This is a genomic window from Methanocorpusculum vombati (assembly GCF_026891935.1).
GTDB lineage: Archaea > Halobacteriota > Methanomicrobia > Methanomicrobiales > Methanocorpusculaceae > Methanocorpusculum > Methanocorpusculum vombati.
The window spans coordinates 1-15,670 of sequence record NZ_JAPTGC010000021.1 but is presented as its reverse complement, the minus strand read 5'-3'; the positions used below and the strand labels follow the sequence as shown (position 1 = coordinate 15,670).

At 52.8% G+C, this 15,670-nt stretch carries 15 protein-coding genes; 8 read left to right on the top strand and 7 right to left on the bottom strand.

All coding sequences use genetic code 11. The features are described from left to right. Positions 1 to 122: 122 nt before the first annotated feature. The 6 genes from O0S09_RS09410 to O0S09_RS09385 form a co-directional block, all read right to left on the bottom strand. Complete coding sequence (locus tag O0S09_RS09410; protein WP_268923725.1) at positions 123 to 356, bottom strand: hypothetical protein; 234 nt, start codon at positions 354 to 356, stop codon at positions 123 to 125. A 6-nt stretch (positions 357 to 362) separates the two neighbouring features. Continuing rightward, complete coding sequence (locus O0S09_RS09405; protein WP_268923724.1) at positions 363 to 1,853, bottom strand: methanogenesis marker 14 protein; 1,491 nt, start codon at positions 1,851 to 1,853, stop codon at positions 363 to 365. A gap of 78 nt (positions 1,854 to 1,931) precedes the next feature. Beyond that, positions 1,932 to 2,591: an FkbM family methyltransferase gene (locus O0S09_RS09400; RefSeq protein WP_268923723.1), complete on the bottom strand. Its 660-nt coding sequence runs from the start codon at positions 2,589 to 2,591 to the stop codon at positions 1,932 to 1,934. A 170-nt stretch (positions 2,592 to 2,761) separates the two neighbouring features. Continuing rightward, positions 2,762 to 3,811: a lysylphosphatidylglycerol synthase transmembrane domain-containing protein gene (locus tag O0S09_RS09395; RefSeq protein WP_268923721.1), complete on the bottom strand. Its 1,050-nt coding sequence runs from the start codon at positions 3,809 to 3,811 to the stop codon at positions 2,762 to 2,764. 57 nt (positions 3,812 to 3,868) lie between these two features. Next, positions 3,869 to 4,909 (bottom strand): lysylphosphatidylglycerol synthase transmembrane domain-containing protein, encoded by a 1,041-nt coding sequence (locus tag O0S09_RS09390; RefSeq protein WP_268923720.1) that lies wholly within the window; start codon positions 4,907 to 4,909, stop codon positions 3,869 to 3,871. Positions 4,910 to 5,003: 94 nt separating this feature from the next. Further along, positions 5,004 to 5,402 carry a UPF0146 family protein gene (locus O0S09_RS09385; RefSeq protein ID WP_268923719.1) on the bottom strand — a complete coding sequence of 133 codons (399 nt, stop codon included), beginning with the start codon at positions 5,400 to 5,402 and terminating at the stop codon, positions 5,004 to 5,006. Positions 5,403 to 5,469: 67 nt separating this feature from the next. On the opposite strand from O0S09_RS09385, the gene O0S09_RS09380 reads away from it, so the two are divergent. The 8 genes from O0S09_RS09380 (at position 5,470) to O0S09_RS09345 (ending at position 15,285) form a co-directional block, all read left to right on the top strand. Next, positions 5,470 to 6,075 (top strand): archaemetzincin family Zn-dependent metalloprotease, encoded by a 606-nt coding sequence (locus O0S09_RS09380; protein WP_268923718.1) that lies wholly within the window; start codon positions 5,470 to 5,472, stop codon positions 6,073 to 6,075. Beyond that, positions 6,072 to 7,007 (top strand): CRISPR-associated endonuclease Cas1, encoded by a 936-nt coding sequence (gene cas1, locus O0S09_RS09375; protein ID WP_268923717.1) that lies wholly within the window; start codon positions 6,072 to 6,074, stop codon positions 7,005 to 7,007. The genes O0S09_RS09380 and cas1 overlap by 4 nt, the downstream gene beginning before the upstream one ends. A 165-nt stretch (positions 7,008 to 7,172) precedes the next feature. After that, a complete protein-coding gene (locus O0S09_RS09370) occupies positions 7,173 to 8,345 on the top strand; it encodes a redox-regulated ATPase YchF (protein ID WP_268923716.1) in 1,173 nt (390 codons plus the stop codon). Between the two features lie 42 nt (positions 8,346 to 8,387). After that, a complete protein-coding gene (locus O0S09_RS09365; protein ID WP_268923715.1) occupies positions 8,388 to 8,705 on the top strand; it encodes a hypothetical protein in 318 nt (105 codons plus the stop codon). 65 nt (positions 8,706 to 8,770) lie between these two features. Next, positions 8,771 to 10,231, top strand: coding sequence for an alanine/glycine:cation symporter family protein (locus tag O0S09_RS09360; protein WP_268923714.1), 1,461 nt, complete (start codon positions 8,771 to 8,773; stop codon positions 10,229 to 10,231). 74 nt (positions 10,232 to 10,305) lie between these two features. Further along, positions 10,306 to 11,148 carry an MBL fold metallo-hydrolase gene (locus O0S09_RS09355; RefSeq protein ID WP_268923713.1) on the top strand — a complete coding sequence of 281 codons (843 nt, stop codon included), beginning with the start codon at positions 10,306 to 10,308 and terminating at the stop codon, positions 11,146 to 11,148. Positions 11,149 to 11,156: 8 nt separating this feature from the next. Further along, positions 11,157 to 12,815 carry an ATP-dependent DNA ligase gene (locus tag O0S09_RS09350; protein ID WP_268923712.1) on the top strand — a complete coding sequence of 553 codons (1,659 nt, stop codon included), beginning with the start codon at positions 11,157 to 11,159 and terminating at the stop codon, positions 12,813 to 12,815. 190 nt (positions 12,816 to 13,005) lie between these two features. After that, positions 13,006 to 15,285, top strand: a complete 2,280-nt coding sequence (locus O0S09_RS09345; protein WP_268923711.1) for an efflux RND transporter permease subunit — start codon at positions 13,006 to 13,008, stop codon at positions 15,283 to 15,285. Here O0S09_RS09345 and O0S09_RS09340 read toward each other — a convergent pair. Next, positions 15,280 to 15,670 (bottom strand): hypothetical protein (locus tag O0S09_RS09340; protein ID WP_268923710.1); only part of this gene is annotated, 391 nt, incomplete at its 5' end. The genes O0S09_RS09345 and O0S09_RS09340 overlap by 6 nt on opposite strands.

The window sequence follows — 15,670 nt, the reverse complement described above, 5'->3', positions numbered from 1 at the left end:
GCATCTGCGTTATCTGCGTTCTCTTTTCCCATTCTTCCCACTCACCACTAACTCACCTACAATGTCCAGAAAAAAGGGGTTGATGGAAATTCTCAAGTATTCAGCTAATCTGCGATGCAGATTCAGCTGTCAATAAACTCTCTGAGTTTTTCCAGAAGGAATGCTTCTGCTTTTTTGATCTCTTCGGGTCTGCCGCGGAATGCAATCAGTTCGCGTTCGTCATTGACCATGTTTGCATAGTTCAGCGGCCGCGTTACGCTGACCATCTCCACCTCAAAAGTGAGAGCAATATCCCGGATAATCGTGCGGGGTGTTCCCGGCGGCACGATCAGATCCACTTCTTCTGTTTCCGTCATATCAGATTACCTTCCAATTTTCTGACGTTTGGCCATAATACATTTTCCTCCGCGGACGCCGCCGATCGGACACTTCGGGTGGCCGAGACTGTTCATGCATCTGCCCATCAGTGCTGCACCGCGGGCCAGTCCGTCGTCCACAAATACCAGATGATTTATGGGTTCGTCATAGAGACCGCGTTCGGCAACACCGTCCAGAATGTACTGCGGTTTGTTGCCGGAGATGATGGCACGGCCGGTAAATCCGATGGAACTGTTCGGCGGGAGAAGTCCGCGTTCGCTGCAGAGATCGATGATTTTGAGTGCAATGGCAGCACACAGCCGGTCAATTACTTCGCGGATAACGTCTTTGCCTTCGTTCTTTGCAAGTTCGGCACCGATTGCCTCAAGCTCCGGGATTTTATCGCCGTCGTGTCCGGCGTCAACACCAAGAAGGTAGATACCGGATGCTTTTGCGACATCTGCACAGACCGGGACTTTGCCGAAGTGTTTGCGGTCGGCGGGAACTTCGGTGATGTCAAGGAGTGCAAGGCACCGTTCCACATAGGGCATTGCTTTTTTGGTTGCGCGGTTTGCCGCAGGCCGGCAGCTTTCGCCAAAGAGGTCCAGTGCAGTTCCCTTTTTCTTGTCCACAAGGCCTGTTCCCCGGATAATAGCGTCAGGGATTGCACCGGCGAGACCGCAGAAGTTGCCGATGGTTTTGGCAAACGGGCTTTCCGCATTCGGATCGACGTCGCTGGTGATACGACCGTCGAGGGTTGTGCCAAAGTCCATGGAGATACAGGGGTTGCGGAAGTCAACGGGCGTCCATTTTGCGCCTTCTTTGATTCCGGCCATGGCGAGTTCGCCCTCCATCTCGTTTGCGACCATTTCCACACCGGATGCTCCGGCAGGCGGGGTAACCCCTGCAACGGCTCCGGTGAAGACCAGCCGGTCGGCAAAGCTGAACTCGCGCAGTTTGGGCGGGAGATTGTCCTTTCCCATCGGCGGCGTCATCTTTTTGGGCGGGACACCCGCCTCAAGACAGCCGTTTGCAAGGGCGACGATGAAATCCCCAACCTGATCGGGGGAATCCATTGCAGCAACAACACCGGTACTGCGGACGACGAAGTCCAGATCGGTTTTGATGCTCAGGTCCGCGTCACGGTGGCATTTAATCAGGGTGTCCCGCACCAGTTCCGTTACGGACTCGCGGGTCAGTTCGGTTCCGTCGAGGGTTGTGCCAAACACATCTTCTCCGGGTTTGGGGGGACGAACATCACGGCTCATTGAGACCGTTTTGTTGATTACATAGGATCGCCCCTCTTCCAGGTCGGTTCCGGTAAGAATGCATTTTGTTGTCGTATTTCCCATTTCAACGGATGCAACGATGAAATACGGTTTTGATTTGTATTCAGGAACACTCATTCCCGCTCCGTGTCCGGTAACCGGTGGGGGAACACTTTCCACAATCCACGGTTTCTTCGCGGTAAATCGGTCAAAAAAACCTGCCGTCATATTACAGAGAGTTCTATCGCTGATTGATAAATAGGTTTGCATCGCAGCGGCGCTGTTTTTCCGGGCTACATGGATCTCTCAGGGAACATAGCCGTAGATCTTTTTCCACCGTTCATTCAGTACATACCGAAAATCCGCCTTTCGCAGCAGATCTGCGAGAACGACAGCATCGTCTGCAAGATGATACGTACAGATCGCAACCTTTGGCGTACATCGCCGCAGGGTATCCGCTGCCCCGGCAAGCATCTGGCGTTCCGCGCCTTCAATATCCGCCTTCACAAAGTCTACCGCATCCAGCCCCTCCGCCGCAACAAACGCATCCACCGTAGTCACCGGCACGCGAACCTTTCTGCCGGACTGCGGCAGTACCATCGATGACCCGACCAGCGTATCCGCAAGAACCGTGAACTCGGCATCTTTCTCCTCAGCTCCCAGCGCATACGGCACCACATGCACCCGCTCCTGTAAATCAGGATTCAGTGCCAGCGTCTGTCCGAGAATAGTCCGGGCCTGGGGAATCGGTTCAAATGCAAACACCTCCGCCCCCCGGTATGCAGCAAGCAGAGAAAACACCCCCAGGTTCGCTCCGCAGTCAAACACCACATCGCCGGGCGCAATCCGCACCGCCCCCCACTCGTAGGGGCCTTCATCCACATACCCGTACCTCCGGAACAGTGCGGGAAACAGAATATCCCCGATCTCCATCGCATAGTACGCTTCCTCCCGTGTCGGGTGCACGGATGTGGACAACCGCGGCAGGCGAAGCGGGCCGAACCGCAGACACCCCTCATCAGGAGAATAAAATCGTGAAAACAGCCGCTCATACTGATACCGGTAGAAATCCTCGGTCCGGTCATCCTTCGTCAGAATATACCGGAGCCGGTCGCGCAGAGGAATATAATCCCGGTTCAGACTGCTTCCTCCTCCAGTTCCACCTGCTGATTTGCCGCCTCCCGCTTCACAATCCGGAAACTTGCAATAAACCCGATAAGAAGGTTTGAGTAGTACAGAATCAGCCGCAGCAGCACCACAAACACCCCCACAACCGCCGACGGAAGAATCAGTGAATAAAACGCCGCATAACTGATCTCCGCAACACCTGCCCCTCCCGGCGTTGACGGCACCATCAGAATCACCGCAATGATCAGCTGAAACACAAGCGACAGCAGAAAATTCGGCGGATACCCAAGACCAATCATAATCACCGACGCAATCGCATACTCACAGGCCCAGAACACAATCGTCAGCAGAAACCCGAGTACGAGTCCCATCTTCGCCCGGCCTGCAAACATCTCAAACGTCAGATACAGCCGGTCAATCGCCTCATCAATCTGTGCGGTGAGTTTTGCAATCCGCTCACTGTCCCACTTCTTCGTAAAAAATCCTGCAATCTTAAACACAATTTTCCGGATAAGCTGGGGCCGGGAAAGCAGCACCGCAAGAATGACCAGCAGCGCCACAAAAAATCCCGTGCCTATCCATGCAGCGGTAATCACCATCTCCGGCATCTCGCCGTTACTGTACACAATCGAGAACAGACCCATACCGACGATAACGCCGAGCACCAGCAGCACCGCTTCCATCAGCCGTTCCACCAGGACAACCGCCGTTGCATCCGCAACCGGCATCTTTGCCTTGTAGAGTTCATGAATGCGCACCGGTTCTCCCCCGACCTGTGACGGGGTAATCGATGCGATCAGCTGCCCCGCACAAACCATATTCAGACAGTGCCGCAGCGGCACCAGATACCCGAGCGACCTGCACATTACCCGGATGCGCAGCGCCCATACACACATTGCGGTCATGTGCAGACAGAATGCAAGAAGAAGGAACCAGGGGTTCAGATTTTTCAATGACTCTATGGTATTCTCATTAAACGTCAGAACCATTACCGCAAGGAGAATCACCATCGAAAGCCCGATAGAGATCCATAACCATTTTTTCTGTTTTGTGTCCATGAGAATACCAAGAACTCGTTACTTACTGAATTGTCCGCTGGAAATTTAAATATAGAGTTACTTCTGTGTTTTTTTCAGGGAATCCCGGGCTTCACGCCGCACAATCCGCAGACTTGCAATAAGACCTACGACCACGTTGAAGTAATACAGAATCAGCCGCCACAGCAGCACGAACACACCCACCAGCGGCAGCGGAATGATGATCGAGTAGAACGCGGCGATACTCACCTCGGCAACGCCCACACCGCCCGGAGTTAACGGAATCATCATGATCATTGCGATCAGCAGCTGGAAGATGAACGAGATCAGAAACATCGGTTCAAGCCCAAGACCCACCATCAGGACCGACGCGATGATAAATTCCGAGGCCCAGAACGCAACGGTCATCAGCAGTCCGAGCGCCATACCGATCTTGGACCGTCCGCCGAAGTGTCCGATGGTGACATAGAACCGGTCGATGTTTTCATCCAGCATGCCAAGCAGCCGGTCAATTCTCTGGGAATCCCAGCGGCGGGTGAACAGTCCTGAAACTTTTGCCACGATGATCTTTGTCCACTGCGGCCGTTTCACGAGAACTGCAAACAGCAGAAGCGCGCCGATGAAGAAGAACGTCGCAAAATAGGCAACGCCCATATACACCGGAGGGAAGTTCAGATGACTGAACATCTTGCCGAGCAGATACACCCCGACGACCGTTCCGATACCAAGCACAATGCCGTCGAAGACCCGTTCCATGAGAACGACGGCGGTTGCATCGGCGGTCGGAACATCGGATTTGTACAGCTCATACACCCGTACCGCCTCGCCGCCGACCTGCGACGGTGTCACGGCTGCGACCAGCATGTTTGCACAGATCAGGTTTACCGAATGGAAGAACGGCACGCGGTATCCGAGGGACCAGCACATCAGTTTGATACGCAGTGCCCAGAACACAATCGATAAGATATGCAAAAGAAAACCGAGAAGAATGTACCAGGGATTGCATTTTTCCAACGCGACAAGTGTATCGGTGTCGAACGTCAAAAGAAGCATCACAACGAGTGCAACCACACTGATGCCGACTGAAATAAACAGCCATTTCTTTTGCGCCTTATTCATGGAAAAAACCTGGAAATCATATGGTATTGGATATGCATAAATAAATAGTTTTTAGACTGACTGCCGCAGGGAAAGGGAATACGCGCATTCTCTCTTACAGGCGTTTCACGTACCGGTGCAGCAGAATATCTCCGAGATCCATGGTTTCTCCCCCGTTTTCATACAGCTCAAACCCGAGATGATACACGATCAGCTCTGCCCCAATCCGTTCTGCAAGTTCCATCATCGGAGGGATCATCTCGCATCCGGGCCGGATTGCATACAGCACGTCTGCTCCCTGATAGTAGGAAAGCGTCGGAGAGAATACATCATCCACGACCGCAGGGACTGCGGTCGTCTGGTAGGAGTGGACATCCGTACACAGAATGGGAATGCCTGCCTCCTGAATAATCTCTGCTGCGATTGTTTTTCCGCCGAATCCTATCTCCACCGCCGAACGGTAGTGATCGCGGATGTATGTCCCTACGCTTTTTTCAATCTGATATGCTGACACGCTTCCCCCGTCCTTTGATAAATGTTCAATATGTTTATGTCCCGTCACAATGAAATTATCTACCAATATGGGAGTACACGTTTTCTGGGACAGCAGGGTTCCTATTGGTCTGAGCAGACCCGTCACTGAGGAGCTCTCGGGCGTACTGGAGATGCCCGTATCCCGCATCGATAACGGTACTTTTCCGCTCGAAGGGTTTGATCCTCTCCGTCAGCAGTGCGACGCGGTGAAAATTCTCACGAAACTCGACATCTTTCGCCGCCGGTACCCTCAGCTTTTCAAACCTGAGGACGTTGACATTGAGTTTTACAATAAGTTCAATCACCTCCATGAAAAAGTCCTGCTGGTAACGCCGGTCGATCTTTTTGAGCCGCTCGCCGACTTCGTGTTTGGTCTTGCCTATCCGGCCCTCGGTGTTGCGGTGGTGTCTCCCGCACGGCTGACGAATGAGTATTATGGCCGTCATCCGGACGACGATGCGCTCATTGACCGCATCGTCAAGGAAGGGGCGCACGAGATTGCCCATCTGTTCGGTCTGGAACACTGTGACAATCCCGGCTGCATCATGTACTGCCCGCGCAATCTTGATGATCTGGACCGCAAACGGAAATACTTCTGCGGCAAATGCAGAATCCAGCTGAACGGCCAGAACGAGGGAGATCTGTTCCGATGAAGAGCGGTGTTCCCTGGGTTACTGTGTGGGGGTACGGTGCGGATATTCGTGCAACCCGCGGTACGCTCACTATTCGCGAGGGAACGTCACGGCGCTCATACCCGCTGTCTTCCATCCGCCATCTCCTCATTGCGGGAGGTCATACCCTTGAGACCGCGGCAGTTGCACATCTGACGGCAAACAACATCCCTGTCTCGTTCTTTGATGTTCACGGGGAGCCGGTCGGGATGGTTTGTCCTCCCGGATATACTGCCTGTCCCCTGAGATCCGCGCAGAAAAACATCCCGGTTCACCGGTTTGCGATGTCGGTTATCGTCTCGTCCCTGAAGTCCCGTATGCGGTATCTCAATGAACTCGGTTCCGGCCGTGAGGATGGTCTGTACTACAAGGGGGAACTTGAGATACTGGCCGACGCATCCCGCGAGCTTGAGTTCCTGATCACCCTTCCAGAACTTGCCCGGGTGTTTTTGCTTACCCGCAACATGTACTATGAGATTCTCTCCCGGGTTGCCGCGCCGGAACTCGGTTACCGGCGCAGGAAAAAGCCGCCGTATCAGGACCCGGTAAATGCAATGTTTGCGCACGGGTATGCGGTTCTGTATGCAAGCACTGCAGTCTCTGTTACCGGGGCGGGACTGGATCCGGAGATCGGTTCTCTTTACGGCAGCGCCATTCCTCCGGGAATGAACCGCGGCGCGTGTGTTAGGGATATTATGGAGCCGTTGATGACACCGATGGTTGATCGGGTAGTGATGGATATGGCGCAGGAGGGTATCACTGCCGGGCAGTATGAGATAAGTTCCCGCTGTCTTCTCTCGGAAAAGCTGATGAAAGAGTACAACCGCCGTCTTGCCGAATCCATTGATTCGGATGCTCTTGACCGGGCGGTTGCGGAGTATGCGGATGCGGTTGTGTCCGGCAGCAGTCCGTGATGTTTTTTTTCCGTTCCGTGCGGTTCGTGGACTGTTCAGGAATAAAGATGCAACGCCCGGAGTTCCGAAGGATACATCTGTCTGCATAACCTAATCATACCTCAAAGATATATCCGGCAGGAAAAATATCGTGTTCCGCCGGAGAAAGTTCTGGAGAATGTACCCATGCTGCTTCTTGCCCTTGCGGGAAAACCAAACTGCGGGAAATCGACATTTTTTAAGTCGCTGACTCTTGCAAACGTTGAGATTGCCAACTACCCCTTCACCACCATTGATGCAAACAAGGGTGTCGCCTACGTGCGGTCACCCTGCCCCTGTAAAGAGCTCGGCCTGGAAAACTGTACCTCCTGCGTTGACGGTGTCCGGTTCATTCCGGTTGAGCTTCTGGATGTTGCGGGACTTGTGCCTGATGCACATCTCGGCAGGGGGCTCGGCAACCAGTTCCTTGACAACCTCCGGGAAGCCGACGGTATTATTCAGGTCGTTGATGCATCGGGAAGTACTGATGCGGAAGGTAATCCGGTTGACATCGGTACCCGCGACCCCCGTGAGGATGTCGAGTTCCTCAGGTATGAATTTGCCATGTGGATGGCGGGAATCGTGGACAAGCATCTTGCCAAACTCGTCCGGCAGGCGCAGGGGAAAGACCAGGTCTTGATCGATCTCCTTGGCGGCGCACTTGCAGGACTGCGCATCAACGCGATCCAGATCCGTGAAGCCGTGAACGAAACCGGCATCAACCTCGCCAAAGCAACCCCCGAAGACATCGAAAAGATGTGCGAGGTTCTGCTTCGTGTCTCAAAACCGATGATCATTGCCGCAAACAAAGCGGATCAGGCATCGGACGCAAACCTTGCGGCACTGAAGGAACTCGGCGCGGTCCCTACCATTGCCGCAGGGGAACTTGCCCTCAAATCCGCCGCGCAGGCAAAAATTCTCCGTTACCTCCCCGGTGACGGTACGTTTGTGCCGGTCGAAGGTGCAAAACTTTCCGCGCCGCAGCTCAAGGCGCTTACCATGATCGCGGAAAACATGAAAAAGTTCGGCGGAACCGGCGTGCAGGAAGCACTTAACAATCTTGTCTTTGAGGAGATCGGCATGATCGTTGTCTATCCGGTTGAGGACGACAACAAATGCTGCAATGCAAAAGGTGTTGTTCTTCCGGATGCGTTCCTCATGCCGAAGGGCTCCACCCCCAAGGATCTCGCCTACCGTGTCCACACCGACATCGGCAACGGGTTCCTGTATGCGGTTGATGCCCGCACGAAAATGCGGATCAAGGACAGTACTGAACTCAAGTCCGGCGATGTTATCCGGATCGTCAGTACGGCAAAATGACGGTAATCTATATTACCTCTCAGATGCAAAGGTAGAGTAACTATGGGAAGCGAGGTGTATCAGGCACAGGTTCTGCGGGCGTTCTTCGACACCATTACCGGTACCGATCGGAATCTTACCCGCATTTACATGTGCGTCATCTCCCTTGCCAAACTCCGGGGCGAAGATCCGGAGAAACTCAGATTTTTAATGGAGCAGATGCGGGCAAGCAAAGAAAAACGCGAACTCTCCATCGATATTTTGGACTACATGGCAGGCGTTGCCAACTCTCTGGAACCGTGGGCTGGCCAGTCCGCATTCGGTATCACCTCCCCGGTGAAATCAGAGGATTTCGGCGGAATCTCCATGGATTCCTTCTAATTGTGCATTTTCCCCGCCCGCAAATCCATACGTATATATTGTCTCAGTGAGAAAATATTTAACGTATGAGTGTTTTTGAGGCGCTTAACGATGCCATTGCTTCGGTGAATGGCGTCGTCAATACCTACGTATGGTATATTGCGTTTGTATTCCTGATTGGTATTGGCCTGTACTTTACTATCCGATCCGGTGGCGTTCAGCTGAACCGTCTGGGGGAAGCGTGCAGAGTTGCATTTACCGGAATTCGCGAAAAAAAAAGTAAACAGACCATCTCCTCATTCCAGGCATTTTGTGTCAGTATGGGAGCCCGGATTGGTGTGGGCAACATCGCTGGTGTGGCGGTTGCTATTGTGTCCGGAGGTCCTGGTGCAATTTTCTGGATGTGGGTCTTCGCCTTCATCGGTGCTGCAACAAGTTTTGTGGAATGTACCGTTGGTCAGATTTACAAAGAGAAAAAAGAGGATGGTTTCTTCCACGGGGGACCGGCATACTACATTAAAAACGGTCTGGGCAAACCAAAGTTTGCAGCGTTTATTGCAGTATTAATTATCTTTACCTATGGTCTGATGTTCATTGGTGTGCAGGCCAACACGGCAACCCTCGCATTCTCCAATGCATTTGGAACGGATCAGATTGTTTTTGCTGTGGTCATGACAGTTCTTGCCGCAGTGATTATCTTCGGCGGAATCAAGCGTGTGGCAAATGCTTCCGTCTGGATAGTGCCTGCAATGGCCATGCTGTGGATGATCCTCTGTCTGATGATCGTTTTAGTCAACTTCACCCAGGTTTCTCTGGTTATCCAGACAATCTTCTCCTACGCCTTTGGTGTACAGGCATTTGTCGGCGGCGGAATCGGTGCTGCTATCATGTGGGGTCTGAAGCGTGGTGTCTTCTCCAACGAAGCCGGTATTGGTTCCGTACCAAATGTCTCTTCGTCGGCACATGTTAAACACCCGGTCAAACAGGGTCTTATCCAGTCCGTTGGTGTTTTAATTGATACACTCGTCGTCTGTTCCGCAACTGCGTTTGTGGTTCTCATCTACACAAACGTTGCCTATCCCGACTATGCCAACATCCCAGTCAGCGGTGCGGCACTTGTGCAGGAAGCAATGAGCAACACCTTCCTTGGTGCTGCAGGTCCGTATGTTATCGCACTCTTTATGCTGTTCTTTGCTTTCAGCAGTCTGATCAGCTATTACTCCATGAGTGAGACGAACGCTAAATTCATCACCCAGAGAAAAGAGGCCATCGTCATTCTGCGTGTTGCGATTGTGATCATGGTCTTTGTTGCATCGATGATGTCCATGGGTGTTGCATGGGATCTCGCAGACACTTTCCAGGCACTGATGGGTATCTTCAACATGGGAGTGCTGCTCTTCCTGGCAAAGTATGCATTCGAAGCACTGAAAGATTACTTCGATCAGAGAGCAGACGGTGTCGAAGAACCCGTCTTCAATCCGTCCAGTATTTCCAATGCCAAAGGTATTACCTGCTGGCCGGATAACAGCGAAGAAGACCGGCTCTGACCGGTATCTCTTCATCTCATCTTTTTTTATCGTTCCCTGCAGATTCTTCTTTGAGAAGCGCCAATCAATATACAATGGAGTGCGTGCTGCTCGCAAGCGGGAGTAAAGGAAACAGCATCTACATCGGAAACGATACGGATGCAGTGGTAATTGATGCCGGAGTCGGGTACCTGAAGCGTACGCTGGAGGATCTTTCTCTTGATACTTCCCGCGTTCGTGCGCTGTGCGTGACACACGAGCACTCCGATCACGTCCGTTCTGCAAAGGCGTTTGTCAAGGCGATGAAGATTCCGGTGTACGGGACAGGCGGTACGCTGGATGCTTCGGTTCGCGGAGGATTTCTGCCGCAGACCGCAAAGCTGGTTGTCTGCCGGGATAAAATTCCGGAGACCGCCGGCAGTCTTTGCGTTACCGCGTTTCGTACCTGGCATGATGCGGCGGAGCCTTCGGGTTTTGTCATTGATGACGGCGCGGCCCGTATCGGTGTCTGCCTCGATACCCATGAGGTAACGCCTGCGATGCTTGATATTCTCCGCGGCTGCGATGCGGTGGTGCTGGAAAGCAACTACTGTTCTTCTGCGATGCAGAACGATACCTTTCCCGATTGTGCTGCATGCCGCAGCTGTGGTGCCCGCTGCTGCGGCAACCGCCGCGTTCTCCGGCTGTATCCCCGGTATCTGAAAGACCGCATCCGCGAGGACGGGCATCTTTCCAATGAAAATTCTGCTGCGGCACAGCGTCTGCTCGCAGGAGATGTTGGTGTTCTTGCCCTTGCGCATCTGTCGGAGAACTACAACCGTCCGAACCTTGCCCGTGAATCCGCGGAGGATGCCGCAGGGGAGTCGGGGATGAAGATTTATGTCAGTGACCAGCTTCCCGGGTACCGGGAGCAGCGGCTTGTCCGTTTTACTGTGTAGGTGTTGCAATGCTGTTTCGTGAATTTGCAGAACTGTGTGACCGGCTTGAAACCATCTCTTCCCGGCTTGCGATGATCGATGTTCTTTCCGGGGTTTTTCCGTCTCTGTCTGAAGAGGAGCTGCCGGTGTTCGTGCGGTTTATGCGCGGGAAGATCTTCCCTGACTGGTCGTCCGAGAAGCTCGGGTTTGGTCCGGGTCTTTTGTATGAGGCGCTTGCCTATGTGATCGGAAAGAAGCGGCAGGTGGTAATCTCGGCAATTAACAGTTCCGGTGATACCGGCAGGGTTGTTGAAGATTTGCTGGAAAAACGGGAACAGACGATGTTTTTTTCCGAGGATCTTGAGCTGCTTGAGGTGCATGCACGGTTTTTACAGATGGCAAAGACTTCCGGGCGCAAGTCCCAGCAGGAACGCATGCGGTCTGCGCAGTATCTTCTCTCCAATGCATCCCCGCTGGAAGGGCGGTATCTGTCGCGGCTGATGCTTGAGGAGATGCGGATCGGTATCGGGGAAGGTGTTGTCCGCGAGGCTGTTGCCAAAGGATTTGCCGTTCCGGTGGAGATCGTTGAACACGCTCATCAGGCTCTCAATGATCTCGGCGAGGTGGCGCTTCTGGCAAAAACCGATCCCGCTGCCCTTGCAAAAGTGCACATCACTCCGTTCCGGCCGGTGAAGATGATGCTTGCGCAGGCAGGATCGATTGCCGGTATGGTGGAGGCGCACGGGTTCCTTGCAGCCGAGAACAAGTATGACGGCAGCAGGTTCCAGTTCCACAAGGCAGGGGGCAGGACGGCAATCTATTCGCGCCGTCTTGAGGAGATGACGGCATCTCTCCCGGATGTGGTGGCGCTGCTTTCTGCTGCAACGGATCATGATGTCATCATTGATGGTGAGGTTATTGCGATGCAGAACGGCAAACCCATGCCGTTTCAGACGGTTCTGCGGAGGATCCGCAGAAAGCACGGTGTTACGGATGCGGCGGATGCCATTCATATGCAGCCGCGTGTCTTTGATATCCTCGTCTGTGATGGAGAGACGCTGATCGACCGTCCGTTTTCTGAGCGCAGGAAGATTCTGGAACGGGTCATGAAGGATTTTGTTGCTCCCCAGATGGTGAGCGATTCTCCGGAGGAGATCGAGAGCTATTACCATGCAGCGCTTGACGACGGGAACGAGGGTATCATGCTCAAGGTTCTGGATTCTCCCTATCTCCCCGGTAACCGGGGTAAACTCTGGATCAAGATCAAGCCCGAGGTTGATACGATTGATCTTGTTGTTACGGGTGCTGAGTGGGGCGAAGGAAAGCGTGCGAAGATGTTCGGTTCGTTTTTGCTTGCCTGTCAGGATGAAAACGGGGATCTGCTGGAGCTGAGCCGTGTGGCGACCGGTATTGATGATGCCATGCTTGCCGAGCTGTACGAGCTGTTCAAGGATAAAATCATCGCTGAACACGGTAAAACCGTGGTGTTTGAACCGGATGTCGTTTTTGAGGTGGGGTATGCCGAGCTGCAGAAAAGTACCACCTATGCTGCGGGATATGCTCTGCGGTTTCCGCGTTTCGTCCGCCTGCGTGATGATAAAGATCCAAGCGAGGTGGAAACGATCGATTCCCTGTTCCGCAGATACAACATGCAGAACAAGGCCGGGATCAACGAGCCCGGCCGGTAACGTTCTGCGATCTTTCCCTGCTGTTTTCCTGCAAAAACACCCGTTCATCCGTGTTGGGTAAATCAGGCCGGGTTTGGTCTGTTTCCGCTCTTTTTTTCCGAAAACTGCCCGTCAATACTCTTTTGTTAGAAGGCAAGTTTATGTAGGCTCAAAGAAGAAATATTACCAGCATTTTGGCGAGGCACTTCCTGTGATATCACCACTTGAAAAGATTAGCGAATTCATTGTACAGCGGCCGTTTTTGACCGGCTGTTTCCTGATAGCTCTTATTATGCTCTCTTTTGTTGGAGCAAGTACTCTGTCCATGAGTACTGAGACACAGGATGCGGACAAAAACGCTCACGGCGCGTACATCTCGGAAAGTTATAAGAATAACTTCCAGTCGGACTCCATCATGCTGATGGTGCAGGCCGACTCGGTAATGGACGTAACGGTTGTGGACCGTGTCTATACTCTGCAGAAGCAGATGGCGACAACACAGGGTGTTTCGTCGGTACAAAGTGTGTATGATGTACTGGCCGCCTACAGCGGCGGAACGATTCCGCAGAATCAGGCGTCCATCGATGCTGTTGTTGCGCAGATTCCGGAAAGTGTTACCACGTCTATTATGCCGAACGGGCAGCTTGCGATTATTCTGATCAAGCTGGATACCGGAACGTCTTCAACTACGCAGCAGAGTATTCTCAATAATCTGAGGAGTATGACGGCGGCGGCTGATATTCCTCCGGGAGTGACGCTGACCTTTACGGGTAATGCGGCAATGCAGCAGGATATGGGAGGCGATCTTGGTTCGAACATGATCATTCTGCTGGTGGCGGCAATTGTGCTGATGATGCTTGCCTGTAAGTTCCTGTTCAATCACGTGCGGTTCCCGCTGCTGTCGATTGTGAGTGTGTTCACCGGTCTGATTCTGACGTTTGGTATGATGGGAATTTTTGGTCTGCCGTTTTCGATGACAACGATTGGTGCAATGCCGATTCTCTTAGGTATTGGTGTGGATTATGCAATTCAGTTCCATTCGCGTCTGGATGATGAGATGCGCAATAAGCACCCTCTTCCCGAGGCAATCAAACTCGCGGTGTCCAAGACGGGTGCTGCGGTGTTTTACGCAATGATTGCCAGTGCACTGGGATTCATGGCGATGATGGTTTCCACTCTGCCGGATATCCGTCAGTTTGGTATTACTGCAATTCTTGGTATTGCCTGCTGTTATGTTGCGGCACTGATCATTATTCCGCTGGCAGCGGTGCTTACCAATTACCAGCCCAAGCCGCACAAGCTTTCGGCGAGCGGTGAGGAGAAAAAGCCGTTCTCGGAGACGTACAATGAGCTTCTGAGGAAACTCGCGGTGAAGGTGACGAAGTTTGCTATTCCGATCATGCTCGTTCTCTGTATTATTGGATTTACTGGTGTGTATCTGGACGAGGAGGTTCCGGTCAGTACTGATATGAAGTCGTATGTGCCGGTGGATATGCCTGCTATTGTGAATATCAATACGGTAACCCGTGCGATGGGTGATACCGGAGGGTTCCAGGTGTATGTGCAGGGAGGGGAGCTGACCAGTCCCGATGCGATAGAGTGGATGTATAAGTGGGGAGCGCATGAGCTGGCGTTGTACAATACGCGGTTTACGAGTGTTTCCAGTATTGCGACCGTGATTGTGGAGAAGAACGGCGGTGTTATCCCGACGACGCAGGTGGAGATTGACAAGATTCTGAACTCGATGAGTGAGGCGGATAAAGCGTCCTACATCAAGGATGGTTCCCAGGCGGTCATCAGTTTCGGTATGAAGTCGCTGTCGGAGGCGCAGCAGCGGTCACTGGTGGCGGAGGTTACTGCGGATGTGCAGTTCTTTGCACCACCGCCGGGTATTGAGGCGGTTGTGACGGGCAGTGCGTATTCGTTTGTCGAGATCATGAATGATATCCGTGAAGGAAAGACGAAGATGACGCTGCTCGCATTTGTGATCATCTTTGCGTTCCTGGCGATTCTGTACCGCAGTGCGGGTATGGCTATCTGTCCGCTGGTGCCGATCGTGCTGATCATCGGGTGGAACGGTGCGGCGATGTACTTCTTTGGTATCGATTATACGATTCTGACGGCAACGATGGGGGCGATGACGATAGGTGTAGCCGCCGAGTATTGTATCATGATGGTGGAGCGTATCTATGAGGAGATGGAGCATCATGATACGATAACGGCGGTGCAGAACGGTACCGGCAAGATCGGAACGGCAATTACGGTGTCCGGTTGTGCGACGATGTGCGGTTTCTCGGCACTGATGTTCTCGAATTTCCCGATCATCAGCGGGTTTGGTATGGTGACGGTGCTTGCAATGGGCTTTACGCTGTTTGGTGCAGTGGTTGCGGTTCCGGCAACGGTTTCCATTGTGCTGAAGAACCGCAAGAAGGGAAAGCTTGAGGGCGACGGGGAGTACACGCACAACTCGATGAACTGCCCGACTTTATAATTTCTTTTTTTCCGGGCATTGTCCATTAAGTTCTGCTGTCCATACTTCATGCGACAGAGCCGTTCCCGCCGCTTTGTGAAGGAGCTGCCGCCGGGTATCCGGTGCTCTTGGAGATGTCCCTCCAATGGTTTTGATTTTACTGTTCAAGACCCTGGAGGAATACAGCAGGTTATGCTGATTACGGAAGGATTCGGAGCTGAGATCTGACAATGAAAAAATCCGACGGCTGTTCGGCTGATGTTTTTCTAAAAAGTGTGCTCCGGTTCGGAGCCGGAGATTTTTCTTTATTTTGTCGGTTTCTGCCAGGGGTTTTATAGTCCCATTCTTTTTCGCATTCCTTCGGGTACGTGTTCTACGTAGGGTCTTTGTATTCCGTGGTTTTTCA

What these genes read in the sequence shown, in the direction of transcription:
- O0S09_RS09360 (WP_268923714.1), top strand. Translation starts at nt 8,771, where the DNA reads ATGAGTGTTTTTGAGGCGCTTAACGATGCCATTGCTTCGGTGAATGGC.
- O0S09_RS09365 (WP_268923715.1), top strand. Translation starts at nt 8,388, where the DNA reads ATGGGAAGCGAGGTGTATCAGGCACAGGTTCTGCGGGCGTTCTTCGAC.
- cas1 (WP_268923717.1), top strand. Translation starts at nt 6,072, where the DNA reads ATGAAGAGCGGTGTTCCCTGGGTTACTGTGTGGGGGTACGGTGCGGAT.
- O0S09_RS09370 (WP_268923716.1), top strand. Translation starts at nt 7,173, where the DNA reads ATGCTGCTTCTTGCCCTTGCGGGAAAACCAAACTGCGGGAAATCGACA.
- O0S09_RS09395 (WP_268923721.1), bottom strand. Translation starts at nt 3,811, where the DNA reads ATGGACACAAAACAGAAAAAATGGTTATGGATCTCTATCGGGCTTTCG.
- O0S09_RS09355 (WP_268923713.1), top strand. Translation starts at nt 10,306, where the DNA reads ATGGAGTGCGTGCTGCTCGCAAGCGGGAGTAAAGGAAACAGCATCTAC.
- O0S09_RS09380 (WP_268923718.1), top strand. Translation starts at nt 5,470, where the DNA reads ATGGGAGTACACGTTTTCTGGGACAGCAGGGTTCCTATTGGTCTGAGC.
- O0S09_RS09350 (WP_268923712.1), top strand. Translation starts at nt 11,157, where the DNA reads ATGCTGTTTCGTGAATTTGCAGAACTGTGTGACCGGCTTGAAACCATC.
- O0S09_RS09390 (WP_268923720.1), bottom strand. Translation starts at nt 4,909, where the DNA reads ATGAATAAGGCGCAAAAGAAATGGCTGTTTATTTCAGTCGGCATCAGT.
- O0S09_RS09405 (WP_268923724.1), bottom strand. Translation starts at nt 1,853, where the DNA reads ATGACGGCAGGTTTTTTTGACCGATTTACCGCGAAGAAACCGTGGATT.
- O0S09_RS09410 (WP_268923725.1), bottom strand. Translation starts at nt 356, where the DNA reads ATGACGGAAACAGAAGAAGTGGATCTGATCGTGCCGCCGGGAACACCC.